The following is a 25,374-nucleotide window of genomic DNA, read 5'->3' as shown; positions in this document are numbered from 1 at the left end:
CGGCTAATCGGCCATCAGCTCGTGGGTGACGCGCCCGAACATGAAGGCCCCCATCGTCCGGAACTGCTGGTTCAACTGGTGGAGGAGTTGCGCCGGACACCCCAGCGCCACCGCAGCGACGCAGTTCCCCAGCTGAGCAGCAACACTGCAACCAGCGCCAGCCCTGCGTCGCCCAAATCTACGGCCGCCAGCCACTCGGTCAGCGGATCCCGGAGTCCGACGGCCGAGAAGATGCCGCCGAAGGTAATGGTGGCGATGAACAGGGCGGACACGGCGGAAATCCCCGTGACCACCGCGTTGAATACCAGCTTGCGCCGGGGATCGGCCAGGGCCGAACGGTACATCCGCATCATGGCCACGCCGTTGACGGTGTCGCACAGCGTCATGGCCGCGGCAAAGGCCAGCGGCAGAGCCAGCAGCGCCAACGGGGAAACACCCGCGAGCGACGCCGCCGTCGCCATGATCAACAGCCCAATGGTGGTGGCGGTGTCGAAGCCCAGTCCAAACAGGAAGCCGAGCAGGAAAATGTGCCGGGGACGCTCGACCCGGGCCAGGGGCCGCGTGAGGAGCCGGGCCACGAAACCTCCGCCCGCCAGCTCCGCTTCGGGCACCCCGGCGCCCGCGCGGATGCCGCGGCACATCTTCACCGTCCGGACAAAGGCCGAACCGTTGAAGAGGCCCATCGCCAGCAGGAAGAGCCCGGACACGCCGCTTCCGATCAGCCCGAGCAGCAAATTGCCGGCGGTCCCCTCGGCCATGAACATACTTCCAACCAGCGACACGCCCGCCACCAGCAGCACCCCGGCCAGAACCACCACGGAGCTGTGGCCCAGGCTGAACGCGAAGCCCACACTCACCGGGTCCTTGTGCTCGGCAACGAACTTGCGGGTGGCATTATCAATCGCGGCCAGATGGTCCCAGTCGTAGCTGTGCTTCACGCCGGCCAGATAGGCGGTCAGCACGAGTCCGATGGCCAGGGGATCGCCGCCGGCGGCGGTTCCGGCGAACAGAAGCCCGACGGCGGCCGCATGGAGGAAGGCCACCGCACCGAAGGTGACGGACAGGCGCGTCCGGAACGGCAGCTGCGCACGGTCCCGGTACAGCGCGGCCAGCTGATCGATCCCTGCCATCAGTATTTCCTCAGATTCAGTGGTTCCTGCCCGTACCAGCGCCGCCGCAGAAGGGCGGCGGCGGCCCGCAGCAGCCGGTTGAGCTCCTCCGTGCTGTTGGAAAGCGATCGCAGGACCAGCCCCGCGGTGCCCAGCCGGGCGGCGGTCAGGGACAGGCCGGTGTAGGCGTCGTAGCCCGCGGACAGTGCGTGGAGCTCATCGGCGAGCGCCTGGTCCACGCGCGGGTCCACGACGATCAGCGACCCCAGATGGCTGAATCCCTCCAGGAAGGCCATCCCGGAAACGTCGCCCAGCGGCGGCCGGATCAGCACGTTGTCGAGGGCCAGCAGTCCGGTGTCGCCGTCTGCGTCCACCCGGATCTCGGTGCGAAGCCCCAGTTCCTCATACCCGAACTGCGACCCGTCCGGTGACCAGCCCGGCGTGATCACTTCGGCCATGATCAGGCTGGACGACGGCCGAAGCGTGACGTGCGTGTTCTGCCGGTAACTGGCCTCACGATAAGCAATCAGCTGCTCCGGGGCCAGCTCCAGCCGCGACCCCTCGCCCAGCCGCAGGTGCATCCGCTGTTCGGCAAAGGAACCGGGAGTCCGGTAAATCTTGGTGGCCGACTGGGTGGTCAGCAACAGCTTCGCCCCCTCCCCCACCTCAACGTCGATGAGGTACAGATCCGCCCCCAAATAAGCCCCGCCCGGATTCACCAGCACATAACAAACCTGCCCCGAATCATCCAGATAATGCCCCCGCAAAACGCGCAAGGCACCCCGGTGGTACTGATGTACAGCCACAGACCGTCCCGCGCGCTCGGCGATGGTGAGTTCGAGCTCCCCCATGGACGGATTGCGCGCGGAGGCGGCGAGGCCGGGTTTGGGGGCCGCGGCGTGGCGGGCACCGCGAAGCGGGCACGGCCCCAAATCCGGCGAAGCCGCCGGATTCAGCCCGACGGCGCTCATGGCGTCAGGTCGAGCATCAGCACCTCGCGCCGCATCCACTCGATGACGCGGTCCAGCCCTTCGTCGGTCTTGAGGTTCGTGAAGCAGAAGGGCTTCTCCCTCCTGAATTCGCGCGAATCCCGGTCCATGACGGAGAGGTCCGCGCCCACGTGGGGGGCCAGGTCCGTCTTGTTGATGATGAAGAGATCGGACTTGATCATGCCCTGGCCCGCCTTGCGCGGAATCTTCTCGCCCTGGGCGACGTCGATGATGTAGATGGAGAAATCGACGAGCTCCGGGCTGAACGTGGCGGAGAGGTTGTCCCCGCCGGATTCGACGAAGATCACCTGCAGGTCCGGGTGCCGCTTCTTGAGCTCCTCGATTGCCGCCGTGTTCATCGAGGTGTCTTCGCGGATGGCGGTGTGCGGGCAGCCGCCGGTTTCCACGCCGATGATCCGGTCCAGCGGCAGGATGCCGTTCGCCGCAAGGATCTTGGCGTCCTCGATTGTGTAAATGTCGTTAGTGATCGCGGCCATGGAGACGTCCCGGCTCATGTGCCGGGTCAGGCGCTCCACGAGCTGGGTCTTGCCGGCCCCCACCGGGCCGCCGATGCCGATCTTGATGGGCTCAGGCACGTCTTTCTCCTCCATTTCAGGTGAACAACTCGGTTAGCTCATGAACGTTCGGGCGCGCTGGCGCTCGTGCCGCATCTGCGCGATTTCCAGCCCCGGGCTGATCGCCCCGAAGTCGTCGGGGCCAAGTTTGTAAACGCGCTCGACGGCGGCAGCGACGTCGTCGGAGGCCCCTCGCAACAGCCGCTGGCCGGCGTTCTGGCCCAGCGGAATGGCCCGGACAGCGTTCTGCGTCAGCGTCGTGACGGTGGCAAATAGGTACGCCGCGAGAGCGTCGGGGTACGGGACACCCAAGGAGCGGGCAATGATGGCGAACACCAGGGGCTGGTGGCCGGCGGCGCGGCCGGACCTCACCAGTTCCCGGTACTCCGCCAGCTCGGAGGACGGAAAAACCTCGGCGCCGATCTCCAGCAGACGGGTTCCCATCTTGGTGCTGGCTTCGCGCAGCTGGCGGGGCAGGAGCTGCGCCGTCAGTTGCTCGTCCAGCTCGACAACCGGAACACCCTCGTACAGAAACCGGACGGCCAGCCCGTCGGAGTAGGTCAGCTGCTGCCCCACAAATGCAGCCAGCCACACGCCAAACGTCGCTTCATCCCGCACCAACCGGCGCTCAATGTAGGTCTCAAACCCGAGAGAGTGAGCAAAAGCCCCAGTAGGCAATGCGGAATCCGTCAACTGCTGCAACGCAAGCTGATAGTCGCTCACTGGACCGCCGCGCAAGGTGACGAAGAAAAGCGGCGCCACGGATATGGGGCCGCGGCGTGGCGGGCACCGCGGGGGGCCCACTGCCGCGAGGGCCCCGACTCGAGCTTGCGAGAGTTGGGAGCGGCTGGGGACGGGCACGGCCCCATGTCCGGGGCGACACCCCAAGCCGCCGGAAGCCGTCCGGCGGCTGTATCAGTGGGAATGCTCGGCATGGCGGAAAGGCACGGGCAGCACGCGCTCCTGGCGGTCGAAGGGCGCTCCGACGGACTTGAGGTAGTCCTCCACGGTGTGGTCATACTGGCAGACCATCACCTCCGCCCCGTACTCCGATGCTGCATCGAAGAACTGGGCCTGCAGGTGCCGGTTGCCCAGCGAATGCGCCACCTCCCCCATTTCCCGGATGGAGCGGGGAGCTATGACCAGGACATCGGTGGGCAATACCGACACCACGATCATGTTGGCTGAGGCCACGTGCAGGATGTCGCCGTCGCGCAGCTCGCCCGAGCCGGACGGCAGGCGGATGCCAAGTTCCTGACCGTGGTCGGTGGTGACGCGCTGGATTCGTTTTACCAGCTGGGAGCTGGGCAGAACGACCATTTCACGGTGCAGCCCCGTGTAGGCGGCCAGGTCCGTAGTTGGCAGTTCATGCAGGTTGGCAAGAACCTTTTCGATGATCATGTTCGTCTCCGGATGGGTCGGGAAATTAGAAGAGGAAGTAGCGCTGGGCCATGGGCAGCAAGTCGGAGGGCTCGCAGGTGACGTCCTCGCCGTCGACCGTCACCTGGTACGTCTCCGGGTCCACCTGGATGTCCGGCGTGGCTCCGTTGAATTTCAGGTCCGATTTGGTCAGGTTGCGGATGCCGGAGACCGGCCGGATGACCTTCTGCAGTCCCAGCTCCGCCGGCACCCCGGCGTCGATGGCTGCCTGGGACAGGAAGGTGATGGAGGATTCCTGCATTGCCCGGCCATAGGTTGCGAACATCGGCCGCATGGTGCGCGGTTGCGGGGTGGGGATGGAGGCGTTGGCGTCCCCCATGAGCGCATACGCGATCTGGCCGCCCTTCAGCACCAGCTCCGGCTTCACTCCAAAGAAGGCCGGGTCCCAGAGCACCAGATCGGCGAATTTCCCCACCTCGACCGAGCCGATGGAGTCGTCCATGCCCTGCGCGATGGCCGGGTTGATGGTGTACTTGGCCACGTAGCGCTTCAAGCGGAAGTTATCGCTTTCCGCGCCCAGGCCGGACGCAGCGCCGTGCACGCCACCGTCCGGGTCCTTCAGGACGCCGCGCTGCTTCTTCATCTTGTCGGCCACCTGCCACGTGCGGGTTACCACTTCGCCCACCCGGCCCATGGCCTGGGAGTCCGACGACGTGATGGCGAAGATTCCAAGGTCCTGCAGGACGTCCTCCGCGGCTATGGTCTCGGCGCGGATGCGGGAATCAGCGAAGGCCACGTCCTCGGGGATATCCGGGTTCAGGTGGTGGCACACCATGAGCATGTCCAGGTGCTCTTCGATGGTGTTGCGCGTGTAGGGCAGCGTGGGGTTGGTGGACGCCGGAAGCACATTCGGCAGCCCGGCGATCTTGATGATGTCCGGGGCATGGCCTCCCCCGGCCCCTTCGGTGTGGAAGGTGTGGATCACGCGGCCGTCAATGGCCCGTATCGTGTCTTCCACAAAGCCGCATTCGTTGAGGGTGTCCGTGTGGATCGCCACCTGAACGTCATAGGCGTCCGCCACCTGCAGCGAGGTGTCGATCGAGGACGTCGTGGAACCCCAGTCCTCATGGACTTTCAGCCCGATCGCGCCGGCGCGGATCTGCTCGGCCAGGGGTTCGACGGCGGAGGCGTGCCCCTTGCCGAACAGGCCAATGTTGATGGGGAGTCCCTCGGACGCCTGCAGCATCCGCTGGATGTGCCACTTGCCGGGGGTGACGGTGGTGGCTTTGGTGCCTTCGGCGGGGCCGGTGCCGCCACCGACCATCGTGGTGACCCCGCTGCACAGGGCGGTGGGGACCTGGTCCGGGGAGATGAAATGGATGTGCGAGTCCACCCCGCCGGCCGTCAGGATCTTCCGTTCTCCGGCAATGATCTCGGTGCTGGCACCGATCACAATGTTCACGCCGTCGGTGATCTGCGGGTTTCCAGCCTTGCCGATCCGGAAAATGTGGCCGTCCCGGAGCGCGACGTCGGCCTTATAGATTCCGGAGTAGTCCAGCACCACGACGTTGGTTATTACGGTGTCCGGCACCCCGCCGCCGGAACCAATACCGTCGCGGGACACCTGGCCGTTCTGGCCCATCCCGTCGCGGATCACCTTGCCGCCGCCAAACACCACTTCCTCGCCGTAGACGGTGAGGTCCTTCTCGATCTCCAGGAAGAGTTCGGTGTCGGCAAGCCGGATGGCGTCGCCGGTTGTCGGGCCGTACAGATCGGCGTACTGCCGGCGGGATAATTCGAAGCTCACTGTGCTCCTCCCCCGCGGCCGGACTCGCCGAGTTTCCCGTTGACGGCGTTGCTGAGTCCGTAGACTTCGCGGCTGCCGGCGATTTCGATCAACCGGATGGTCCTGCTGTCACCGGGCTCGAACCGGGCGGCGGTACCGGCCGGGATGTCCAGCCGCCGCCCGTAAGCGGAGGTGCGGTCGAACTCGAGGGCGGGGTTCGCTTCGGCAAAGTGGTAATGCGAGCCCACCTGTACGGGCCGGTCACCGGTATTGGTCACGATCACGCTCACGGCCTCCCTGCCGGCGTTCAGGACTACGGGCCCCGCGTTGAGAACGTATTCTCCTGGAATCATCTGGCTCCCCTAGCGGATCGGATCGTGGACGGTGACCAGTTTGGTGCCGTCCGGGAACGTGGCTTCGACCTGCACGTCGTGGATCATCTCCGGCACGCCCTCCATGACATCGCCGCGGCCGAGCAGTGTGGTGCCGTAGCTCATGAGCTCCGCCACGGTCCTGCCGTCGCGTGCGCCCTCGATGAGTTCATAGCTGATGATTGCCACGGCTTCCGGGAAGTTGAGTTTCAGGCCGCGTGCCTGGCGGCGTCGTGCCAGGTCCGCTGCGATCACGATCAGCAGCTTCTCCTGCTCACGGGGCAACAGATGCATTCCGGAATCCCTTCTCGAACAGGCCACATTGCGGCTTGCCGGCGCCGCAGTTTTGCCAGCGTAGTCCGGGAAGGTTTCGCGCGTGTTTCCTGCGTCTTACGGGCGCCTGCCTCCGGCTGTGCATATGCTGAACAACAGTTCCGCGGTACGGAAAGCGCTACCGGCAAGCTCCGCGTCGTGGATTCCAGCATCGAGATTCAAGGACCGGGACATGCAATTGGAGCAGTTCAACGACGCCGACCTGGCGGACGCGGTCGCTTCCCTGCGGCCCTGCCTGGACATCCAGCGCTGGATCGACGAGGTGGCGGACTCGCGGCCCTACTCCGACGTCGACTCACTTCTGAACGCCGCCCGACGGGCGGCGAATCCGTTCAGCCCGGCCGAGCTGGAAGCGGCCCTGGCCCACCACCCCCGCATCGGGGAGCGTGCCGCGGGCACCAGTGCCGAGGCACGCCTGTCTGCAGCGGAACAGGCCGGGCTTGGCGCGGAGGATCTCGCCGTCGCGGAGGCCTTGGCCGACGGCAACCGCGCCTACGAACAGAAGTTCGGGCAGGTGTTCCTGATCCGTGCGGCGGGCCGCAGCCGGGAAGAGATTCTGGCCGCGTTGCACGTCCGGCTGGGCCACACACCGGAGCAGGAAGAACGAATCATCGGCGAGCAGCTGCGCGAGATCGCCGTGCTCCGACTCGAAGGGCTGATGAGCACATGAGCGTTTCCCACGTCACCACCCATGTACTGGATACCGGCTCGGGCAGGCCTGCGGCCGGTATCGCCGTCACGCTGCACCGTCTCGATGCCGGGCGATGGGTCCAGATTGCCACCGGCTCTACGGACGCCGACGGGCGGGTCAAGAGCCTTGGCCCCGAGCATCTTCCGTCCGGAATGTACCGGATGGGTTTCGACACAGCGTCTTACTTCGCTGCCACCAACACGGAGGCATTCTTCCCCGAGGTGACCCTCACTTTCGCGGTGGACGAGGAGCAGGCGCACTACCACGTGCCACTGCTGCTGAGCCCCTTCGCTTACTCCACCTACCGGGGCAGCTAGGCCGGTACGGTGTCCAGATGAGCGAGAGCGGAGCAACACGCACGACGGCGGTGCTGCTCGCCGCCGGGGCCGGCACCCGGCTTGGGCTCGGGCCCAAGGCGTTGCTCCCCTTCCACGGCCGCACGCTCGTCGAAGTGCTGGCGGACGTACTGGCCGACGGCGGTTGCCGGGAAGTGGTGGTAGTCCTCGGCGCGGATGCCGCGAAGGTCCGCGCCGCCGTCGACCTTCGCCGGCACCGCGTCCTTGATAACCCGGGCTGGAACACCGGCATGGCCAACTCGTTCCAACTGGGGGTTGCCGCGGCCGTGCCGGAGGATCATGTGCTCATCGCGCTGGTGGACCAGCCCGGCCTGGGCCCGGAAACGGTCGCCCGTTTGCTGGCAGCCCACCGGCCAGGCCGTGTAACGGCCGCCGCCTACCGGACGACGAATGGCAAGACCAGACGAGGACACCCGTTGCTGCTCGACGTCTCCTTACGGTCCGAAGCCGCTGCTATGGCGTCGGGCGACGCCGGCGCGCGGCTGTTTCTGCAGGCCCGCCCCGAGCTGATCGACCTCATAGACTGCAGCGACCTCGCCGGCGGCGAGGACCTCGACGAGCCCGACCAGCTGCACCTCCTCGACTGATATACAGGCGTTCCTTCTCAAGAGGGCAACGGCCTGACCGGCACCGGATCCGGGCCGCGCGCTAGGGCACCAGCCCAGCCGACAAGAGTACCTGCAGCCCGTCCTTGAACCCTGCACGGCCGCCGTGGGCGGGATGCCTGATCTTGGGCACCGAGATGCCGTTCCGCTGCAGGCTGCGGTGCGCCACGTTCCCCACCGCCACCACCGTCGGGATCCCGAAGAGGTCCAGCAAATCCTGCCAAAAAGGGACTCCGACGGCTGTTTCCGTCAGGGTGGGCGTCCGGTTGGACAGCGGCCGCCCGGGGGCATGGGTGTGGAAGGGGTAGGCGCTCCAGAGCAGGGGCAGGAAGTCCAGCTCGGCCAGGACCTGCCACATCACGGTGGCCGTCGGTTCGGACGCTATCCCTTCGGACTCGGCCGGAAGCACGTAGCCTTTCCCCGGTCCGAAAAGGCCGAACTGGTTGGCGGGGCCTGCCAGAATGGAGCGGTTGGTGAAGGGAATCCCGGTGATCCGCATGCCCCGGAAACCAGGCGCCTCCCCGAGGAGCAGCACGCTGGGGCGCCGCTCCAGCATTTCCTGAAGATAGATCTCCAAGTTCCGCCGTCGCTGGGCATTCCCGGGAACAGCGTGATCGAAAAAGTTATGGCAGCCCGGCCCCGTCTGCACGGAAGCAAGCCGGTCAACGAAGCGTTGGATCGACGGACTGGTCATCGTGCCCGTTCCAGGTAACGGCGGAGCGGGCCAACGCTACCAGCGGGGGTGGATCGACGCACGGAAGTAGCGGTCGTAGACTTCCCGGACGCCGACGTCGAACGTGGCGTCGATGCCCCCTGCGCCGGCCGCCTCCGCATTGGACCGCGCCTGGTCCACGGTGCGTGCGCCCGGGATGACGGTGCTGACGCCGTCCTGCGCGGTGATCCAGGCGATGGCGGCCTGCGCCGTGCTGACGCCGTCGGGCACCAGTTCCTCGAACTCCGCAACCGCTTTCAGCCCTTCTTCGTAGTCCACGCCGGAAAACGTCTCCCCGACGTCGAATGCGGAACCGGTGCGGTTGAAGTTCCGGTGGTCGTTCGCCGGGAAGGACGTTTCGCCGGAGTACTTGCCGGACAGCAGCCCCGAGGCCAGCGGCACCCGGGCGATGATGCCCACCCCGGCGGCTTCGGCGGCCGGGAGCACCTCATCCAGCGGCTTGAGCCGGAAAGCGTTCAGGATGATCTGTACGGTGGCCGTGCCCGGGTGCCGGATGGCCTCAAGGGCCTCGTCCGTACGCTCCACGCTGACGCCGTAATTCCGGATCGCACCGTCCGCCACCAGCGTGTCAAGGGCGTCGTAGACCTCGGCGCTGCTGTAGACGGCGGTCGGCGGGCAGTGCAGCTGGACCAGATCCAGGCAGTCAGTACGCAGATTGCGCCGTGACCTGTCCACCCACTCGCGGAAGTTCGCGAGGTTGTAGTTCCCGGGGAGCTGCTCCAGCCGCCGGCCCATCTTGGTGGCCACGGTAATGTCCAGCCCGGGGTTGTCGGCGAGGAACGCGCCAATCGCCTGCTCGCTGCGTCCGTCCCCGTACACATCCGCGGTATCGAAGAACGTGACACCTGATTCCACTGCGGCGGCCAGGACGGCCTGCGCCTGCGCGGGATCGACGGCGCCCCAGTCCGCGCCGAGCTGCCAGGTGCCGAGGCCCACGATGGAGACGTTCCGTCCGGTCTTGCCCAATCTGCGCTTTTCCATCGTCCGACTATAGAACGTCAGCCACGACGCCGTCAGCGGCGCGGCACCAGCCCCGCTTCCTTCAGCCCCAGATAGATCTTGTCCCGCGCGATGGGCAGCGCGGCGAATCGGACCCCGGTTGCGTTCCGGATGGCGTTGGCAAGCGCCGGCGCCACCGGATTGAACGGGCTTTCACTCATGGACTTCGCCCCCAGCGGTCCCAGTTTGTCGTTGGTCACCGCGAAGTACACCTCACTTCGGGGCACGTCCGCAAAGGAGGGGATGTGGTACTGCCGGAGGATGTCCGTGGTGACCCGGCCGGCGTCGTCCACCACCACCTCCTCGTACAGCGCGGCGCCCAAAGCCTGGGCGATCCCGCCCTCGATCTGGCCGCGGCACTGCCGCGGATTGACCACCACCCCGGCGTCGGCCGCCTGGACGCTTTGCAGGATCCGCAGCTCCCCCGTGCCGCGGTTCACCGCCACCCGGAAGCCGTGCACGTTGAACGCCACGGACCGCGGCGTCCCGCCCCAGCGCCCTTCGGCGGCCAGTTCGACGCCGGCTTCCGCAGCGGCGTGCGCAAGTTCAGCCAGCGGCACCGGAGTTCCCTCGCACACGACCGTTTCGCCGTCGAGGACGCAGCCGGAGGCCTGGATCTGCCGTATCCCGGCGGCGAACGCCCGGATCCGGACGGCCAGTTCCTCGGCAGCGGCCAGCGTAGCCTTTCCCGCCACCACGGTGCCCGCGGAGCCGAACGCCCCGGTGTCATGCTCGATCAGGTCCGTGTCCGACTGCCGCACCGCCACCCGCGATGCCACCGTAGACAGCGCCGTGGCGGCGAGCTGGGCGTGGACGGTGGTGGTCCCGTTGCCGAACTCGGCGGTCCCGACGTCGGCCTGGTACGTTCCGTCCGGCAGGAGCCGGAGCTTCGAGTGGGCGAAGTGCCCCCGCGGCGGGACGGTGTCGATCATGGACAGCGCGGCGCCTTCACCGGTCACCCAGTCCGGGCCAAGTTGGTCCGGGCCGGCAGCGCGGTACCGTTCCTCGCCCCGGTCCAGGGCGTCCCGCACCAGCTCCAGGCACTGGTCCAGCCCGTAGCTGCCGTAGTGGACGTCCTCTTCCGGCTCCGGGTGCGTGGACAGCATCCGGTCCCCCTCCTGGACCATGTTGCGGCGGCGGAACTCCAGCGGATCCATTCCGATCCCGACGGCGAGCTCGTCCATGGCGGACTCGATGGCGAAGATCATCTGGCTCAGCCCATAGCCGCGGAACGCGCCGGACGGCACGGTGTTGGTGTAGACGGCCTGGGCGTCCACCTTCTTGTTGGCGCAGTTGTACACGCCCAGCGATTCGCCGCAGCCATGGAACATCACCCCCGGACCATGGTTCCCGTAGGCTCCGGTGTTGGTCAGGACATCCAGCTCCAGCGCGGTCAGCCGGCCGTCCGTACTGGCGCCGGCCTTGAGCTTGATGGTGAACGGGTGCCGGGTGGTGGTGGCGGTGAACTGCTCGGTGCGGGTGAGCTCCAGCTGGACGGGACGGCCCAATTTCAGCGCCGCGAGCGCCACGATGTCCTCCGTGAGCACCTCCTGCTTGCCGCCGAAGCCGCCGCCCACACGGCCCGCCACCACGTGGACGCCGTCCTCGGGCAGCCCGAAAATCCGGCACAAGGTGCGGCGCACCAGGAACGGAACCTGGCTGGACGTGCGGATCTGCAGCCGCCCGTTCGGGTCCACGGAGGCGATTGCGGCGTGTGTCTCCAGCGCGACGTGCTGTACCCGCTGGGTCCGGTAGGTCTGTTCATGGATGAAGCCGGCGGCCGCGAACCCCTGCTCCACGCTGCCGAGCTCGGCGTGAAGTTCGGCCACAACGTTTTGCGCCGGCCGGGCAATTCTGGACGAGTGGCTGTCCTTCTCCGCATGGAGCGTCGGTGCCCCTGGACGAATGGCATCCTGCGGCGTGAACACGGCGTCGAGCACTTGGTACTCCACCACCAGCGCGCGGACCCCGGCCTCCGCCGCGGCAACGCTTTCGGCCACGACGGCCGCGACCCGCTGCCCGATGAACCTCACCACGTCATCGAGCACCCGCGTGTCGTCGGGGTCATCCGTGTAGAGCTCGTGCTGCGCCGTCGAAAACAGCTGGGCAGGCGCGTCGTGATGGGTGAACACCGCCACCACTCCGGGTACTTTGAGGGCCGCTTCCCTGTTGATCGACAGCACCCGCGCGTGGGCGTGCGGCGAGCGGAGGAGCTTCAGATGCAGCAGCCCCGGGAGCTGGTCCGCCGGAACATCCAGGGTGTAGCGGGCGGCGCCGGTGACCACTGCGAGACTGGCCGGGGCCGGTACGTCGTCCCCGAGTTGTCCGGGCCGTTGCTCCGGCTGGCCTTCCCCGGCAATGCCGGAACCCGGACCTGCCGGATCCGGATGGCCGGCGTGCCCGCACACGGCGTCCTCGATTGCCCGGTAGCCGGTGCAGCGGCAAAGGTTGCCCTTAAGACTCCGCGGCAGGTTGTCCTTTTGCTCGTCGGTGAAGGTGGCCGCGGTCATCAGCATCCCGGCCGTGCAGAAGCCGCACTGGAAGCCCTGGCGCTCCAGGAACTGTTGCTGGACAGGGTGCAGATCCCGGCCCATGGCGGAGGCTGTGCCGTCTGCGCCGGTGGCGCAGTCTGAACCGGAGGATCCGCCGAGCCCTTCGATGGTGGTGACGGTGTGCCCGTGGGCCCTGACCGCGGGGTAGATGCAGCTGTGCACCGCGATGCCGTCCACGTGCACGGTGCACGCTCCGCAGTCGCCGCCGTCGCAGCCCTTCTTGACGCCGAGGTTGCCCTGCTCGCGCAGGAAGGTCCGCAGGCACTGGCCCGGGCGCGGTGCCGCGTCCGCAGGAATGCCGTTGATCTCGATAACCATCCTCAGGCCCCTTCCGGCTGGAATCCTTGCGGCGCGGAGGCCGGCCGCAGGTGACCCGGACCAGCGGAGGTGCCTTGCGCAGCCGGTGGCGGCCAGAAGTCACCGGAAACCTGCACCGGACGCTCCCCCCGGGATGCCTGGCCTCCCGGCAGCGAGAGCTCCGCCCGGATCTCGTCGGCCAACCGGTACGTCATGTCCCGGCGCCAGGCCGGCAGCCCGTGGATATCGTCGGAATACAGCCCGGCCGGCACGGCATCGTCCAGCGCCGCGGCCAGCTCGGCAGCATCCGGCAGGTGCCCGAAACGCAGCTGCACCGGCCGTTTGGTGGCGGCGGTGACGGTCAGCACAAGGGAGGCGCCGCCGTCGAGCCTTCCGATCAGCAGCACCCCGGAGCGGCCCAGGTTGCTTAGCGACAGGCGGCGGAACGCCACCCGGGAAGATAAGGCCGACGCCGGGAGGTGGACACTGCGCAACAGCTCGCCCGGCGCCAGGCAGTTCGTCCCGTCCCCGGTGACGAAGTCGGCCACCGGCACCCGGCGCCTGGTGCCGCCGGGGCCCAGCAGGGTCGCCACGCCGTCGAGCCCGGCGCAGAGCGAGATGACGGGCCCGGCCGGCAAGGACGTGCAAAGGTTCCCGCCCACTGTGGACATGTTCCAGACCTTGAACGACGCCACGAAGGAATCGCAGCAAGGGCGCACCAGGTCCAGGGCGGGCCACGCGGCACGGCCCGGGTCTCCCAGCGATTCCGGAAGCGCGTACAGCTCCGCAATGGTGCAGGTGGCGGCCAGTTCGATCCCGGCGCCGGCAGCGCCGGCGCCGCGTTCCCCCTCCACCACGGTCACGGGAGCCCAGCCCGCGTTGCCGAGGTCCAGCAGTCGCTTCAGCGGCTCGGCGCCGAACGCGTAACTGCCGTAGGAAAACAGGACCGTGCCGCCAGCCAGCCAGGCGTCACCGGCGCGCCACTCGGCAGGGTCCGCGGTGGAGACCACCTCCTCGATGCTGTTCATGTCCATGCGATCTCCTGCTCCGCTACGAGTGCGGCCGCCGGCTCCGGGGCGGGTTGAACGGGGTGCTGGTGGGGGCGCTCGTGGATGGGGCCCGACGTGTCACGAAGCGGCAGGCAGGAGGCAGACTGTCTCCGGGCCGCGATGATCTCCGCGGTGACCGCGACGGCGACCTCGGCCGGCGTGACAGCGCCGAGGTCCAGCCCGATGGGTGAATGCAGCTGCGCGATCCGTTCCGGGCGGACGCCGGCGCCCAGGAGGTCGTCGACGCGCTGGAGGTGGCTCCGCCGGGACCCCAGGGCGCCGACGAAGGCAAGGTCCAGATCCAGCGCGGTTTCCAGCAGCGGGAGGTCGAACTTGGGATCGTGGGTGAGGACGCAGAGGACGGTGCGCTGGTCGACGCGGCCCGCCGCGGCCTCTGCTGCGAGGTAACGGTGCGGCCAGCCGGTGATCACCTCATCGGCCGTGCCGGTTAGGCGGGCCTGCGCAGCGAACGCGGGACGAGCATCGATCAAGGTCACGTGATAACCCAGCAGTTTCGCGGCAGGCAGCAGCGCAGCGCTGAAGTCATTGGCGCCACACACGAGCATCCGCGGTGCAGGCAGCCGGCTCTCCACGAGCAGGGTGACCGGCTCCGGAGCTTCCCGGGACATGGCGTCGCTGCGGCAGGAGCCCGGTGCAGCCAGCCGTATCAGGCCGGTCCCGGCACCGCCCAACACGGATTCGAGTTGCGCGGCGGCCGCGGCGGTGTCTTCGTCCGCCAGCCCGGCCAGGCCGAGAAGGCCAGCCATCGCCGCGGATCCGGCCACCCGGAAGTTCGCCGGATCCGGAACCACGACGGCGCCGCTGCCGCCTGAGTCCACGCGGCGGACCAGGGCCACCGGGTCCGCGGGCCGGTACAAGATGAGCTGGCCGAGGGCCGCCCGCAGCAGTTCGCCGCGGCTGCCTGCCCCGTCGAAGGGCTCGATGTGGACTCCCAGCTCACCGCCGCAGGTGAGACCGGCGGCGAAGGCATCCCCGGGACTGTAGCCGAAGACCGCACGACGCGTGCCGCCGTCGTCCATGGCCTCCAGCGCCAGCGTCACCACGGCCCCTTCCACGCAACCGCCGGACAGGCCGCCGAGGACGGCGCCGGTCTCGGAGACCAGCATGGACGTGCCCACGGGCCGCGGTACGGAGCCGGTGGCCATAAGGACGGTGGCGACGGCGCAACGATGACCGGCCAGGAACGGCGCCCAGGTGCTGAGCGAAGCTATCAGGTCCAGCATGGCGGCACTTCCTTCATCCGGCGCTGCGGTGGTTTCCATATTGTCGTTCAAAGTCCCCGAATGCGCTGCGGCTTCGGACATCCGCGGCCCGGGCCCGCGGTGCGGACGTCCGAAACCGCAGCGGTCAGCCGAAAGCCACGCCGGTCCTAGTATTCGATCCTGGATTCGAGCTTGTTCCAGGTGTTGAATGGCTCCAGCGGCGCGGGTGCGCCGGGGTCGCCCAGCTCCAGCTTGGCCACCGGCATCAGGGAATTCCTGTTCCGGTTTTCAAAGTATTCATAAAAGACGGCATCATCGAACCCCACGGATGCGGCGTCGTGGCGGTCCGCGGCATAGACAACGCGCTGGACGCGGGCCCAGAGGGCGGACGCAAGGCACATGGGGCAGGGCTCGCAGCTGGTGTAGAGGACGGCGCCACTAAGATCGAACGTGCCCAGTTCCCGGCATGCCGCGCGGATCGCGGTGACCTCGGCGTGGGCGGTGGGATCGTTGTCGGCGGTGACGCGGTTGACGCCGTCGAACGTCTGGCCGTCAGCCGCCACCACCACCGCCCCGAAAGGGCCGCCGCTGTTCAGGACGTTGGCCGTGGCCAACCGGATGGCTCTGGCCAGGTACTGTTCGGCCGTGACGGTGGTACTCATGATGCGACTCCCTTTTTGCTGGGAAGCCGGGACCCGCTGCGGTAACAGTAGAACCAGGTGCGCCGGGTACCAGGCTTCAGCAGGTGCTGGCAAGGTTAAGTTGCGCCTGGTAGATAGCTTCCCGCGTCCGCGGCGCCCGCCTTTGGCAAGATCGAGATTAGCACCGCTCCGGCAACCCCGCCATCAGTTTCCGGAAATAAAATTTCGCCATGTGAAATCCATGTTTCGACGCCGTCACCCCGGCCCGCCGATTGGTGAACTGACGCGCCGAGACCGCCGTTTCGGTTGGGGGCGCAGCTGGTCTGGCTGCAAGATCCGATCGTTGCTAGCGTGGCGGAATGAACCCGTCGAAGACTCCGGCCGAGACCCTCAGCATTGCCGGCACCGACGTTCGCATCTCGAGTCCGGACAAGGTGGTGTTCCCGGAGCCCGGGCTGACGAAGCTCGACCTGGTCCGCTACTACCTCGCCGTCGCGGAGGGTGCGCTGCGCGGCGCCGGCGGCCGGCCAATGGTGCTCAAACGCTTCCCGAAGGGCATCGACGCTGAGCCGTTCTTCCAGAAGCGCGTCCCCGAAAACCACCCGGACTTCATCGACACCACGACGCTGCACTACGCGTCCGGGACGTCGGCCGAGGAGGCCGTCATCCGGGATGCTGCGGGCCTGGCATGGATCGTGAATCTTGGCTGCCTCGACCTCAACCCGCATCCCGTGCGTGCCGAGGACCTCGAGCACCCTGACGAGCTCCGGGTCGACCTCGATCCGATGCCGGGAGTCGCCTGGTCCCAGATCGTCGATGTCGCCTATGTCGCACGGGAGGTACTCGACGACGTAGGACTGGTGGGGGTGGCCGAAGACGAGCGGGTCGCGCGGACTCCACATCCTGGTGCGCATCGCACCGCAGTGGTCATACCGCGACGTGCGGCTCGCTGCCGAGACCCTTGCCCGTGAGGTCGAAAACCGCGCTCCCGGCCTCGCCACCGCGAGGTGGTGGAAGGAGGAGCGCGGCGAGAGTGTGTTCGTCGACTTCAACCAGAACGCGAAGGACCGGACCGTAGCGTCCGCGTACTCGGTCCGGCCCCTGCCCGACGCCCGGGTTTCAACGCCGCTCACTTGGGACGAGGTCCGCACCATCCGGCCGGAACAATTCACCGTGCGCACGGTGCTCGAGCGCTTCGCGGACATAGGCGACCCTCACACCGGGATCGACGACGCGGTGGGCACACTCGACGGGCTCCTCGCGCTGGCGACCAAGCTCGGTCCTGCCGAGAAAGCGCCGCGCAACGGTGACGGTTCCGGCCGCCGGCAGTCGGTGATGCCACTCATCGAGGTGGCGCGCACCAAGACCAAGCCCGAGGCGCTCGCGGCGCTCGCCGAGTGGAAGTCCCGGCACCCGGACCTCCTCCCGGCTCTCCATCCCGCCGACGTGCTCGTCGACGGGATGCGCGGATCGAGCTCGCTCTGGTACCGGGTTCGGGTGAACCTGCAGCACGTCCCCGAAGGGAAGCGTCCGCCGCAGGAGGAGTTCATCGCCGACTACGACCCGTGGGCCGGCAAGGAGTGGCCGGGGCCGCCGGGTTCCTGACACGGCGGCCCGTTGGGGCCCGGGGCGGAAAGAAACGAACGCGAAATGCGCACGAAATTTCCATCTGGGAGTTTGATTCCACCTACCGGAAGTTGGAAACCTGCTATGAGCAACAAGTTCATCCTCGGCGAGAACCAGTATGGCAAGGCCGAAGTCCGCGTCGTCAAAATCACCCGGAGCACCGACCGCCACGAGATCGAGGACCTGAACGTCACGTCGCAGCTGCGGGGCGACTTCGCTGCCGCCCACCTCGAAGGTGACAATTCCCACGTGGTGACCACGGACACCCAGAAGAACACCATCTATGCCTTCGCCCGCGAAGGCATCGGCTCCCCCGAAACGTTCCTGCTGCGGCTTGGGGAGCACTTCACGTCCAGCTTCGACTGGGTTACCGGCGGCCGGTGGGAAGCCGAGTCCTACAGCTGGGACCGGATCCTGGCCCATGGCAGCGAGCACGACCACTCCTTCGTGCGCAACGGGCAGGAAGTCCGCACCGCGGTGGTGGTCAGGAGCGGCGGCGCCACCCACGTGATCTCCGGCCTCAAGGACCTGACCGTCCTCAAGACCACCCAGTCAGGCTTCATGGGTTACCCCAAGGACAAATACACCACCCTCCCGGAAACAGCGGACCGTATCCTGGCCACGGACGTTTCCGCCCGCTGGCGGTTCAGGACCGGGACCGACTTCAGCACCCTGGACTTCAACAAGAACTACGGCGACGTCAAGGGCCTCCTGCTCGAAGCATTCACCGAAAAGTACTCGCATGCCCTGCAGCAGACGCTCTTCGACATGGGCACCAAGGTCCTGGAAGCCCACAGCGAGATCGACGAGATCCGGTTCTCGATGCCCAACAACCACCACTTCCTCGTGGATCTCGCCCCGTTCGGCCTCGACAACCCGAACGAGGTGTTCTTTGCCGCCGACCGCCCTTATGGCCTGATCGAGGCCACCGTCCAGCGCGACGACGCCACCCCCGCGGACATCGCCTGGTCCGGCATCGCGGGTTTTTGCTAGTGCCGGCTGAGTTCCCGGGAGATCGCCTGCGCCGCCTCGCGCAGCAGCGGCACGGCACGGCCCGCGAAGGACTCATCCAGCCGGGACACTGGCCCGGAGACGGAAATCGCCGCCTGCGTGGGTGCATCGGGGATGGCCATCGCGTAGCAGCGGACGCCGATCTCCTGCTCTTCCTCGTCGATCGCATACCCCCGCTCGCGGATCAACTTCAAATCGGCGAGCAGGGTATCGACATCGCCGATGCTCTTCGGGGTGGGCGTGGGCATGCCCTTTCGCGCGACGATGCCGCGCACTGCGTCGTCGTCCAGCTGGGCCAGGATGGCCTTGCCCATGCCCGTGGCATGCATAAAGCCGCGGCGGCCCACCTCGGTCATCATGCGCATCGAGTGGAGAGACGGGACCTGGGCCACGTAGATCACCATGTCCGAGTCCAAAACAGCCATGTTGGCGGTCTCCCCCAGCCGGTCCACCAGGGATTTCAGCTGGGGCCGGGCGACGGCGCCGAGCTGCTTGTCTGCGGCTTCGCCGAGTCGGATCAACCGCGGCCCCAGGGCATACCGGCGGTTGGGGAGCTGCCGGATGTAACCCAGGCTGACCAGGGTCCTGAGCAGCCGGTGGATCGTGGGAAGCGGCAGATCGGTGGAGGCGGAGAGCTCGCTGAGGGTGACGTCCCCGCCGGCGTCCGTGATGAGTTCCAGAAGTTCGAAAACGCGCTCTACGGACTGCACGCCTCCGGTGGCTTTTTCAGCCATAGCGGTGGTCTCCTGAGGGTCGATCGCGGCAATGTTTATCCGCATCGTGAGAAAGCGATGGAAATCCAAGATATCCCGTCCGCTCGTCGGCGTCGACGGCTGACGGAAGCCTTGTAATTTCCATAGCGTAAATAATAATATCCATCATACGAAATAGGTTGCCGTAGGGCGCCTGCTCGGGCCCCGCCAGGAGGAAATTCTCGGGCAAATCCAGACGTGGCCGCCGAGTACATCGCTTCGGCCCACGACTTATGACTGCCTAGGATAAGGACCATAATGGCTCTCACAGTTTCAGCCCCCAGCCCGATCGACCGCGCGGAGGAGATCCTGACCCCTGAGGCGCTCGTCTTCGTGGAGGAACTCCACCAGCGGTTCGCCGGCACGCGCTCCGAGCTGCTCAAGGCCAGGGCCGCCAAGCGGGAGGATGTGGCCCGGACCGGTCGGCTCGATTTCCTCCCGGAAACCCGGGAGGTCCGCGAAGGTGACTGGACCGTGGCCCCCGCTCCCGCAGCCCTGCAGGACCGCCGCGTGGAAATGACCGGCCCGGCCGCACCCGCCAAGATGGCCATCAACGCCCTGAATTCCGGTGCGAAAGTATGGCTCGCGGACCTGGAGGACGCCAGCACCCCCACCTGGTCCAACGTGGTCGAATCGATCCGCAACCTCCGGGATGCGGCGGGGGGAACCCTCGCCTACACCTCCCCGGAGGGCAAGGAATACGTTCTCCGGACGGACGCCCCGCTCGCCGTCGTCGTGGCACGTCCGCGAGGCTGGCACATGAGCGAGCGCCATCTGCTGATCGGCGGGGAACACACTGTTGGCGCGTTGGTGGACTTCGGCCTGCACTTCTTCCACACGGCCAAAGCGCTGCTGGCGAACGGCCACGGCCCCTACTACTACCTGCCCAAGATGGAAAGCCATCTCGAGGCGCGCCTCTGGAACGACATCTTCGTCTTCGCCCAGGACTACCTCGGCATCCCGCAGGGCAGCATCCGTGCCACCGTTCTGATCGAGACCATCCCCGCAGCCTTCGAAATGGACGAAATCCTTTACGAACTCCGGGACCACGCCGCCGGCCTGAACGCCGGACGCTGGGACTACCTGTTCAGCATCATCAAGTATTTCCGCGACGCCGGACCGCGGTTCGTCCTGCCGGACCGCGCCACGGTGGCCATGACGGCACCGTTCATGCGCGCCTACACCGAGCTCCTCGTCAAGACCTGCCACCGGCGCGGCGCGTTCGCCATGGGCGGGATGGCCGCCGTGATCCCCAACCGGCGCGAACCCGACGTGACGGCCCAGGCGTTCGAGAAGGTGCGCGCGGACAAGACCCGCGAGGCAAACGACGGCTTCGACGGTTCCTGGGTGGCCCACCCGGACCTGGTTCCAGTCTGCCGGGACGTCTTCGACGCGGTCCTCGGCGATCGGCCCAACCAGCTGGACAGGCAGCGCCCGGAGGTCTCCGTGAGCGCAGAGCAGTTGCTGGATATCGAATCCGCCCACGGCACGGTCACCGAAGCCGGTCTGCGCCTGAACCTCTACGTGGCCGTCGCCTACACCGCCGTGTGGATCTCCGGCAACGGCGCGGTCGCCATCCACAACCTGATGGAGGACGCCGCCACGGCGGAAATTTCGCGGTCCCAGGTGTGGCAGCAGATCCGCAACCAGGTGGTCCTCGCCGACACCGGCAACACCGTCACCCGTGAACTGGTTGCCGGGATTCTGGCCGAGGAAACGGAGAGGCTCCGTGGCGAGGTGGGCGAGGATGCCTTCGTAAAGCACTACCAGCCGGCCAGCAGGCTGATAGGTGACATCTGCCTCTCCGAGGACTACACGGACTTCCTCACCACGCCGGCGTACGAACTGGTGGGCTGAACCATGGCAGCGCCCGCCGGTTCCTTCAACGCCGCCGATCTGGCGCAGATAGATGCCCAGCTCGCCGCAACCGACCGCATGCTGGCGCAAAATTATCCGGGAGACGACGGCTCGCGCCAGCCGGTGCATACCGTCTACGTGCCCGGAGACCGCTTCACCCCGTCTTTCTGCGCTGACTGGGGCGCCGAGGCGCTCGCGTCGGCCGACGCCCACGGCGGCCTGGCCCGCCTGGGCAGCCTGCTGGGCCAGGACGCCGGGCTCGCTGAGTCACTGGCCTCACGGGTACAGGTAAAACTGGAAACCGAACCCATCGAGGACCTCCGCCTCGATTTCGAGGACGGGTACGGGGACAGGGGCGACGACGCCGAGGACGCCGCTGCTGTCGCCGCGGCTGCCGCTGTGGCCGCCGCGGTGGCTGCCGGCAGCGCTCCCCCGTTCATCGGCATCCGCTTCAAGTGCTTCGAAGCCCCCACCCGGGCCCGAGGCCTGCGGACGCTGGACCTGTTTGTCTCCGGTCTTACCGCGGCCGGTGAACTGCCCCAGGGCCTGGTCCTCACCTTGCCGAAGGTCACCACGGTGGCGCAGGTCCAGGCGATGGACTTTGCCGTGTCCCGGCTTGAGGAAGTCCATTCGCTGCCCGCCGGCCGCCTGAGGTTTGAGGTGCAGGTGGAAACTCCGCAGCTCATCCTGGGTCCTGAGGGCACGTTGCCGGTGGCGCAACTGGCCCATGCCGTCCCGGGGCGCATCAGCGGGCTGCACTACGGCACGTATGACTACTCCGCTTCGCTGCAGATCTCCGCGGAATACCAGTCCATGGAACACCCCGTGGCCGACTTCGCGAAGGAAGTGATGCAGCTTGCTGTGGCCGGGACCGGCATCAGGCTTTCGGACGGTTCCACGAACATCATCCCGGTGGGCGACAACGTGGAAAGCGCGTGGCGCCTGCATGGCCGGCTGGTGCGGCGTTCCCTGGAACGCGGCTACTACCAGGGGTGGGACCTGCACCCGGCCCAGCTGCCGAGCAGGTTTGCGGCCACCTATGCCTTCTACCGGGAAGGACTCCCGGCTGCGGCGGCGAGGCTGCGCCACTACGTGCTGCGCACCGAGGGCGGCGTCCTGGACGAGCCCGCCACAGCCAGGGCACTCGCGGCGTTCATTCTCCGCGGCGTCCAGTGCGGCGCCGTGGACGCCGAAGACGTCCAGGCGCTCGCCGGCGTCGGAATCGCGCAACTGACGGCACTTGCCCATCCGCGGCTGGCGCGGCCCGCCACCCCACCCAACCACTGACCCACTTCCCGGTTCCCACAGGAGACCATTGATGAGCAACTACTTCTCTCCCGAAGGCGGCCTGCCGCCGCAGACCCAACTCCTCACCGACCGCGCGGTGGTCAAAGAGGCCTACACAGTAATCCCCAAGGGCGTGCTGCGGGACATCGTCACCAGCAACCTCCCCGGCTGGACGAACACCCGCGCCTGGATCATCGCCCGCCCCATCGCCGGCTTCGCCACGACTTTTTCGCAGCTGATCGTGGAGGTGGCGCCGGGCGGTGGCAGCGAGAAGCCCGAGGCCGAGGCCGGCGTCGAGGGCGTTCTTTTTCTGACCAAGGGCACGCTTACCTTGACCTTGGACGGCGAGATCCACCACCTCGCGGCCGGCGGCTACGCCTATCTCGCAGCGGGCTCAAACTGGAAGGTGTCCAACGACTCCGCCCGGGGCGGCGGCGGCGGCGACGGTGACGGTGACAGCGCCGGGGAGGCCGCCAGCTTCCAATGGATCCGCAAGGCCTACGAGCCGCTGGATGGTTACACGGCGAAGTCCTTCGTCACCCGTGACCAGGACGTCGAGCCGCGGCCCATGCCGGGCACCAACGGCGCCTGGGCGACCACCCGTTTCGTGGACCCCGACGACCTGGCGCATGACATGCACGTCAATATCGTGACATTCCAGCCCGGCGCCTCCATCCCGTTCGCGGAAACGCATGTGATGGAACACGGCCTCTTCGTCCTCGAGGGCAAGGCCGTCTACCGCCTCAATGACGACTGGGTGGAGGTTGAGGCCGGCGACTTCATGTGGCTGCGCGCCTTCTGCCCGCAGGCGTGCTACGCCGGGGGCCCGGGCAATTTCCGCTACCTTCTCTACAAGGATGTGAACCGGCAGATCCGTCTTACCCACTGAAGGAACCCACATGACGTACTCCGTGAATTGCTCCATCCTGCTGACGGAGCTGCCCCTCCTCGAACGGCCCGCCGCGGCCAAGGCTGCCGGCTTCGACGCCGTCGAATTTTGGTGGCCGTTCGAAACTTCCGTCCCCGGGGACGCCGCCGTCACCAGCTTCGAGCGGACCATCACCGACGCGGGGGTTCAGTTGACGGGCCTCAACTTCGACGCCGGCGACATGCCCGCCGGCGACCGCGGCCTGGTGTCCTGGAAAGGCCGCTGCTCCGAGTTCAGGGACAACATCGACGTCGTAGCCGGCATCGGCGGTCGGCTCGGCTGCAAGGCCTTCAACGCCCTCTACGGCAACCGTCAGGGTGATCAAACACCTGAGGCCCAAGACGAACTGGCAGTCGAAAATCTCGCGGCCGCGGCCGCGGGAGTCGCGCGCATCGGGGGCACGGTCCTGCTCGAATCGGTCAGCGGCGCTCCCCGCTACCCGCTGCGGACGGCTGAAGACGCCCTCCGGGCCATCTCCCGCGTACGGCAGGAAACTGGCGCGGACAACATCAAATTCCTGGCCGACTTCTACCATCTGGCGGTCAACGGCGAGGACGTCGCCGTCGTCATCGAAAATCACGCCCAAGATTTCGGCCACATCCAGATCGCCGACGACCCCGGCCGCGGGGCCCCTGAAACCGGCGGGCTCCCCCTCGATACCTGGATCGCCCGCAGCCGCCAACTCGGCTATGACGGCTACATCGGCCTCGAATACAGGGAACCGGCGGACAGTGCCTTCACCTGGGTCACCCGGAAGCGCGCGGGCGGCTAGCCACCCGATTCCGACCGGCCCGCAAACAAGGAGACCCTCGATGTCCGAAGAAGCCTACGACCTCGTCATCCGCGGCCAGCATGTCCTGACGGCGGCCGGGTTAACCGCGTGTGAAGTGGGCGCGCGAGCGGGCGTAATCGTCGCCGTCGAGCCCCTCGGCCACGGCCTGTCCGGTGCCGAAGTCATCGAACTCGCCGACGACGAGACCCTGCTCCCGGGCCTCGTGGACACGCACGTCCACGTCAACGAGCCCGGCCGCACGGAGTGGGAGGGCTTCGCCTCCGCCACCCGGGCAGCGGCCGCCGGTGGCGTCACAACCATCATCGACATGCCCCTCAACAGCATCCCTCCCACCACCACGGTGGAAGGACTCAAACTCAAGCGCGAGGTCGCAGCGGACCAGGCCTTTGTGGACGTCGGGTTCTGGGGCGGCGCCATTCCGGGGAACAAACAGGATCTCCGGCCGCTCCACGACGAGGGTGTTTTCGGCTTCAAATCCTTTTTGCTGCACTCCGGGGTGGACGAGTTTCCCGGCCTGAACGCTGACGAACTCGAAGAGGACCTGGCCGAGCTGCAGTCCTTCGACGGGCTGATGATCGTCCACGCCGAGGATTCGCACGCGATAGACGAGGCACCCCACGCCCGGGGCGGCGAATACGCGAAGTTTCTGGCCTCCCGCCCCCGAGGCGCCGAAAATAGGGCCATCGCCGAGGTGATCGCGCGCGCCCGCCGGACCGGTGCCCGCGCGCACATCGTGCACCTTTCGTCGTCGGACGCGCTGCCGATGATCGCCAGTGCCAAGCGCGACGGCGTGCGCCTCACGGTCGAGACCTGTCCGCATTACCTCACCCTCACGGCCGAGGAGATCCCGAACGGCGCCACGGCCTACAAATGCTGCCCTCCGATCCGGGAGGCCGCCAACCGCGAGCTGCTCTGGAAGGGTTTGCAGGACGGCACCATCGATTGCGTCGTGTCGGACCACTCCCCCAGCACCCTGGACCTGAAGGACCTAGAACACGGCGACTTTGCCGTGGCCTGGGGCGGGGTGTCCTCGCTTCAGCTGGGGCTTCCGCTGATGTGGACGGAGGCACGGCAGCGCGGCATTCCACTGGAACGGGTTGTGGAGTGGATGGCCGCGAGGCCGGCCGGACTCGCCCGGCTGACCAACAAGGGGCAGCTTGCCCTGGGCTACGACGCCGACTTTTCCGTCTTCGCCCCGGAGGAGGCCTTTGTGGTCGATGCAGCCAAACTCAAGCACAAGAATCCGATCACCCCGTACGACGGCCGGACTCTTGTGGGCGTGGTCCGGCGGACGTTCCTGCGCGGACGCGAGGTGGACGGACGGACACCAGGCGGCAAACTCCTTCGCCGAGGCGGCATCTGACGCCGGCAGGATTGCTATGGTTGTCCCGGCAGGCACGATTCCGCAGGACCCGCCGTTGGACCAGTAGG

Annotated in this window: 24 protein-coding genes and 1 pseudogene; 10 read left to right on the top strand and 15 right to left on the bottom strand. The window is 67.3% G+C overall.

Features of this window, described 5'->3' with window-relative positions:
* Positions 1-71: 71 nt before the first annotated feature.
* From OM977_RS08790 to OM977_RS08755, 8 genes are all read right to left on the bottom strand, one after another.
* Complete coding sequence (locus OM977_RS08790; RefSeq protein ID WP_264357099.1) at positions 72-1,130, bottom strand: HoxN/HupN/NixA family nickel/cobalt transporter; 1,059 nt, start codon at positions 1,128-1,130, stop codon at positions 72-74.
* Positions 1,130-1,960: an urease accessory protein UreD gene (locus OM977_RS08785; RefSeq protein ID WP_264357359.1), complete on the bottom strand. Its 831-nt coding sequence runs from the start codon at positions 1,958-1,960 to the stop codon at positions 1,130-1,132. Before OM977_RS08785 ends, OM977_RS08790 begins: the two co-directional genes overlap by 1 nt.
* A gap of 116 nt (positions 1,961-2,076) precedes the next feature.
* Positions 2,077-2,694 (bottom strand): urease accessory protein UreG, encoded by a 618-nt coding sequence (ureG, locus tag OM977_RS08780; protein ID WP_264357098.1) that lies wholly within the window; start codon positions 2,692-2,694, stop codon positions 2,077-2,079.
* A 33-nt stretch (positions 2,695-2,727) separates the two neighbouring features.
* The gene (locus tag OM977_RS08775; protein ID WP_264357097.1) at positions 2,728-3,396 is read right to left on the bottom strand and encodes an urease accessory protein UreF; all 669 of its coding nucleotides are present in this window, start codon (positions 3,394-3,396) and stop codon (positions 2,728-2,730) included.
* Between the two features lie 192 nt (positions 3,397-3,588).
* A complete protein-coding gene (gene ureE, locus OM977_RS08770) occupies positions 3,589-4,074 on the bottom strand; it encodes an urease accessory protein UreE (protein WP_264357096.1) in 486 nt (161 codons plus the stop codon).
* 25 nt (positions 4,075-4,099) lie between these two features.
* The gene (gene ureC, locus OM977_RS08765) at positions 4,100-5,860 is read right to left on the bottom strand and encodes an urease subunit alpha (RefSeq protein WP_264357095.1); all 1,761 of its coding nucleotides are present in this window, start codon (positions 5,858-5,860) and stop codon (positions 4,100-4,102) included.
* Positions 5,857-6,192: an urease subunit beta gene (locus tag OM977_RS08760; protein WP_264357094.1), complete on the bottom strand. Its 336-nt coding sequence runs from the start codon at positions 6,190-6,192 to the stop codon at positions 5,857-5,859. Before OM977_RS08760 ends, ureC begins: the two co-directional genes overlap by 4 nt.
* A 9-nt stretch (positions 6,193-6,201) precedes the next feature.
* Entirely contained in the window at positions 6,202-6,504 is a 303-nt protein-coding gene (locus tag OM977_RS08755; RefSeq protein ID WP_264357093.1) for an urease subunit gamma, read from the bottom strand.
* 211 nt (positions 6,505-6,715) lie between these two features.
* On the opposite strand from OM977_RS08755, the gene uraD reads away from it, so the two are divergent.
* Genes uraD through nboR form a run of 3 tightly spaced genes read left to right on the top strand, consistent with a single transcriptional unit; the run spans position 6,716 to position 8,177 of the window.
* Positions 6,716-7,213: a 2-oxo-4-hydroxy-4-carboxy-5-ureidoimidazoline decarboxylase gene (uraD, locus tag OM977_RS08750; protein ID WP_264357092.1), complete on the top strand. Its 498-nt coding sequence runs from the start codon at positions 6,716-6,718 to the stop codon at positions 7,211-7,213.
* A complete protein-coding gene (gene uraH, locus OM977_RS08745) occupies positions 7,210-7,551 on the top strand; it encodes a hydroxyisourate hydrolase (RefSeq protein ID WP_264357091.1) in 342 nt (113 codons plus the stop codon). Before uraD ends, uraH begins: the two co-directional genes overlap by 4 nt.
* A gap of 17 nt (positions 7,552-7,568) precedes the next feature.
* A complete protein-coding gene (gene nboR, locus OM977_RS08740; RefSeq protein WP_264357090.1) occupies positions 7,569-8,177 on the top strand; it encodes a nicotine blue oxidoreductase in 609 nt (202 codons plus the stop codon).
* 61 nt (positions 8,178-8,238) lie between these two features.
* Here the strand turns inward: nboR and OM977_RS08735 are convergent, their stop codons facing one another.
* The 6 genes from OM977_RS08735 to OM977_RS08710 form a co-directional block, all read right to left on the bottom strand.
* Positions 8,239-8,889, bottom strand: coding sequence for a uracil-DNA glycosylase (locus OM977_RS08735; protein WP_264357089.1), 651 nt, complete (start codon positions 8,887-8,889; stop codon positions 8,239-8,241).
* Between the two features lie 36 nt (positions 8,890-8,925).
* The gene (locus OM977_RS08730) at positions 8,926-9,909 is read right to left on the bottom strand and encodes an aldo/keto reductase (RefSeq protein WP_264357088.1); all 984 of its coding nucleotides are present in this window, start codon (positions 9,907-9,909) and stop codon (positions 8,926-8,928) included.
* 32 nt (positions 9,910-9,941) lie between these two features.
* Complete coding sequence (locus OM977_RS08725; protein WP_264357087.1) at positions 9,942-12,797, bottom strand: molybdopterin-dependent oxidoreductase; 2,856 nt, start codon at positions 12,795-12,797, stop codon at positions 9,942-9,944.
* A gap of 2 nt (positions 12,798-12,799) precedes the next feature.
* The gene (locus OM977_RS08720) at positions 12,800-13,810 is read right to left on the bottom strand and encodes an FAD binding domain-containing protein (protein ID WP_264357086.1); all 1,011 of its coding nucleotides are present in this window, start codon (positions 13,808-13,810) and stop codon (positions 12,800-12,802) included.
* A complete protein-coding gene (locus tag OM977_RS08715; RefSeq protein ID WP_264357358.1) occupies positions 13,801-15,069 on the bottom strand; it encodes an XdhC family protein in 1,269 nt (422 codons plus the stop codon). The genes OM977_RS08720 and OM977_RS08715 overlap by 10 nt, the downstream gene beginning before the upstream one ends.
* 146 nt (positions 15,070-15,215) lie before the next feature.
* Positions 15,216-15,710 (bottom strand): nucleoside deaminase, encoded by a 495-nt coding sequence (locus tag OM977_RS08710; RefSeq protein ID WP_264357085.1) that lies wholly within the window; start codon positions 15,708-15,710, stop codon positions 15,216-15,218.
* A gap of 338 nt (positions 15,711-16,048) precedes the next feature.
* On the opposite strand from OM977_RS08710, the pseudogene ligD reads away from it, so the two are divergent.
* A pseudogene (ligD, locus tag OM977_RS08705) lies at positions 16,049-17,294 on the top strand (non-homologous end-joining DNA ligase).
* A gap of 105 nt (positions 17,295-17,399) precedes the next feature.
* Complete coding sequence (gene pucL, locus OM977_RS08700) at positions 17,400-18,308, top strand: factor-independent urate hydroxylase (RefSeq protein WP_264357084.1); 909 nt, start codon at positions 17,400-17,402, stop codon at positions 18,306-18,308.
* Here pucL and OM977_RS08695 read toward each other — a convergent pair.
* Entirely contained in the window at positions 18,305-19,060 is a 756-nt protein-coding gene (locus OM977_RS08695; RefSeq protein WP_264357083.1) for an IclR family transcriptional regulator, read from the bottom strand. The genes pucL and OM977_RS08695 overlap by 4 nt on opposite strands.
* 276 nt (positions 19,061-19,336) lie before the next feature.
* Here OM977_RS08695 and aceB point away from each other — a divergent pair, with 276 nt between their 5' ends.
* From aceB to allB, 5 genes are read left to right on the top strand one after another with little or no spacing between them, the layout of a single operon-like run.
* Positions 19,337-20,935 carry a malate synthase A gene (gene aceB / locus OM977_RS08690; RefSeq protein ID WP_264357082.1) on the top strand — a complete coding sequence of 533 codons (1,599 nt, stop codon included), beginning with the start codon at positions 19,337-19,339 and terminating at the stop codon, positions 20,933-20,935.
* A gap of 3 nt (positions 20,936-20,938) precedes the next feature.
* Positions 20,939-22,222, top strand: a complete 1,284-nt coding sequence (locus OM977_RS08685) for a DUF6986 family protein (RefSeq protein WP_264357081.1) — start codon at positions 20,939-20,941, stop codon at positions 22,220-22,222.
* Between the two features lie 31 nt (positions 22,223-22,253).
* Entirely contained in the window at positions 22,254-23,111 is an 858-nt protein-coding gene (locus OM977_RS08680; protein WP_264357080.1) for a bifunctional allantoicase/(S)-ureidoglycine aminohydrolase, read from the top strand.
* A gap of 10 nt (positions 23,112-23,121) precedes the next feature.
* Entirely contained in the window at positions 23,122-23,922 is an 801-nt protein-coding gene (locus OM977_RS08675; protein WP_264357079.1) for a hydroxypyruvate isomerase family protein, read from the top strand.
* 40 nt (positions 23,923-23,962) lie between these two features.
* Positions 23,963-25,306 carry an allantoinase AllB gene (allB, locus tag OM977_RS08670; protein WP_264357078.1) on the top strand — a complete coding sequence of 448 codons (1,344 nt, stop codon included), beginning with the start codon at positions 23,963-23,965 and terminating at the stop codon, positions 25,304-25,306.
* Positions 25,307-25,374 lie beyond the last annotated feature (68 nt).

It is taken from the genome of Pseudarthrobacter sp. MM222, from assembly GCF_947090775.1.
Classification (GTDB): Bacteria; Actinomycetota; Actinomycetes; order Actinomycetales; family Micrococcaceae; genus Arthrobacter.
Note: the sequence above shows the minus strand (reverse complement) of the source record. Positions and strands in the feature narration are given on the sequence as shown.

What these genes read in the sequence shown, in the direction of transcription:
- OM977_RS08790 (WP_264357099.1), bottom strand. Translation starts at nt 1,130, where the DNA reads ATGGCAGGGATCGATCAGCTGGCCGCGCTGTACCGGGACCGTGCGCAG.
- OM977_RS08785 (WP_264357359.1), bottom strand. Translation starts at nt 1,960, where the DNA reads ATGGGGGAGCTCGAACTCACCATCGCCGAGCGCGCGGGACGGTCTGTG.
- ureE (WP_264357096.1), bottom strand. Translation starts at nt 4,074, where the DNA reads ATGATCATCGAAAAGGTTCTTGCCAACCTGCATGAACTGCCAACTACG.
- OM977_RS08760 (WP_264357094.1), bottom strand. Translation starts at nt 6,192, where the DNA reads ATGATTCCAGGAGAATACGTTCTCAACGCGGGGCCCGTAGTCCTGAAC.
- OM977_RS08755 (WP_264357093.1), bottom strand. Translation starts at nt 6,504, where the DNA reads ATGCATCTGTTGCCCCGTGAGCAGGAGAAGCTGCTGATCGTGATCGCA.
- uraD (WP_264357092.1), top strand. Translation starts at nt 6,716, where the DNA reads ATGCAATTGGAGCAGTTCAACGACGCCGACCTGGCGGACGCGGTCGCT.
- uraH (WP_264357091.1), top strand. Translation starts at nt 7,210, where the DNA reads ATGAGCGTTTCCCACGTCACCACCCATGTACTGGATACCGGCTCGGGC.
- nboR (WP_264357090.1), top strand. Translation starts at nt 7,569, where the DNA reads ATGAGCGAGAGCGGAGCAACACGCACGACGGCGGTGCTGCTCGCCGCC.
- OM977_RS08735 (WP_264357089.1), bottom strand. Translation starts at nt 8,889, where the DNA reads ATGACCAGTCCGTCGATCCAACGCTTCGTTGACCGGCTTGCTTCCGTG.
- OM977_RS08730 (WP_264357088.1), bottom strand. Translation starts at nt 9,909, where the DNA reads ATGGAAAAGCGCAGATTGGGCAAGACCGGACGGAACGTCTCCATCGTG.
- OM977_RS08725 (WP_264357087.1), bottom strand. Translation starts at nt 12,797, where the DNA reads ATGGTTATCGAGATCAACGGCATTCCTGCGGACGCGGCACCGCGCCCG.
- OM977_RS08720 (WP_264357086.1), bottom strand. Translation starts at nt 13,810, where the DNA reads ATGGACATGAACAGCATCGAGGAGGTGGTCTCCACCGCGGACCCTGCC.
- OM977_RS08715 (WP_264357358.1), bottom strand. Translation starts at nt 15,069, where the DNA reads ATGCTGGACCTGATAGCTTCGCTCAGCACCTGGGCGCCGTTCCTGGCC.
- OM977_RS08710 (WP_264357085.1), bottom strand. Translation starts at nt 15,710, where the DNA reads ATGAGTACCACCGTCACGGCCGAACAGTACCTGGCCAGAGCCATCCGG.
- pucL (WP_264357084.1), top strand. Translation starts at nt 17,400, where the DNA reads ATGAGCAACAAGTTCATCCTCGGCGAGAACCAGTATGGCAAGGCCGAA.
- OM977_RS08695 (WP_264357083.1), bottom strand. Translation starts at nt 19,060, where the DNA reads ATGGCTGAAAAAGCCACCGGAGGCGTGCAGTCCGTAGAGCGCGTTTTC.
- aceB (WP_264357082.1), top strand. Translation starts at nt 19,337, where the DNA reads ATGGCTCTCACAGTTTCAGCCCCCAGCCCGATCGACCGCGCGGAGGAG.
- OM977_RS08685 (WP_264357081.1), top strand. Translation starts at nt 20,939, where the DNA reads ATGGCAGCGCCCGCCGGTTCCTTCAACGCCGCCGATCTGGCGCAGATA.
- OM977_RS08680 (WP_264357080.1), top strand. Translation starts at nt 22,254, where the DNA reads ATGAGCAACTACTTCTCTCCCGAAGGCGGCCTGCCGCCGCAGACCCAA.
- OM977_RS08675 (WP_264357079.1), top strand. Translation starts at nt 23,122, where the DNA reads ATGACGTACTCCGTGAATTGCTCCATCCTGCTGACGGAGCTGCCCCTC.
- allB (WP_264357078.1), top strand. Translation starts at nt 23,963, where the DNA reads ATGTCCGAAGAAGCCTACGACCTCGTCATCCGCGGCCAGCATGTCCTG.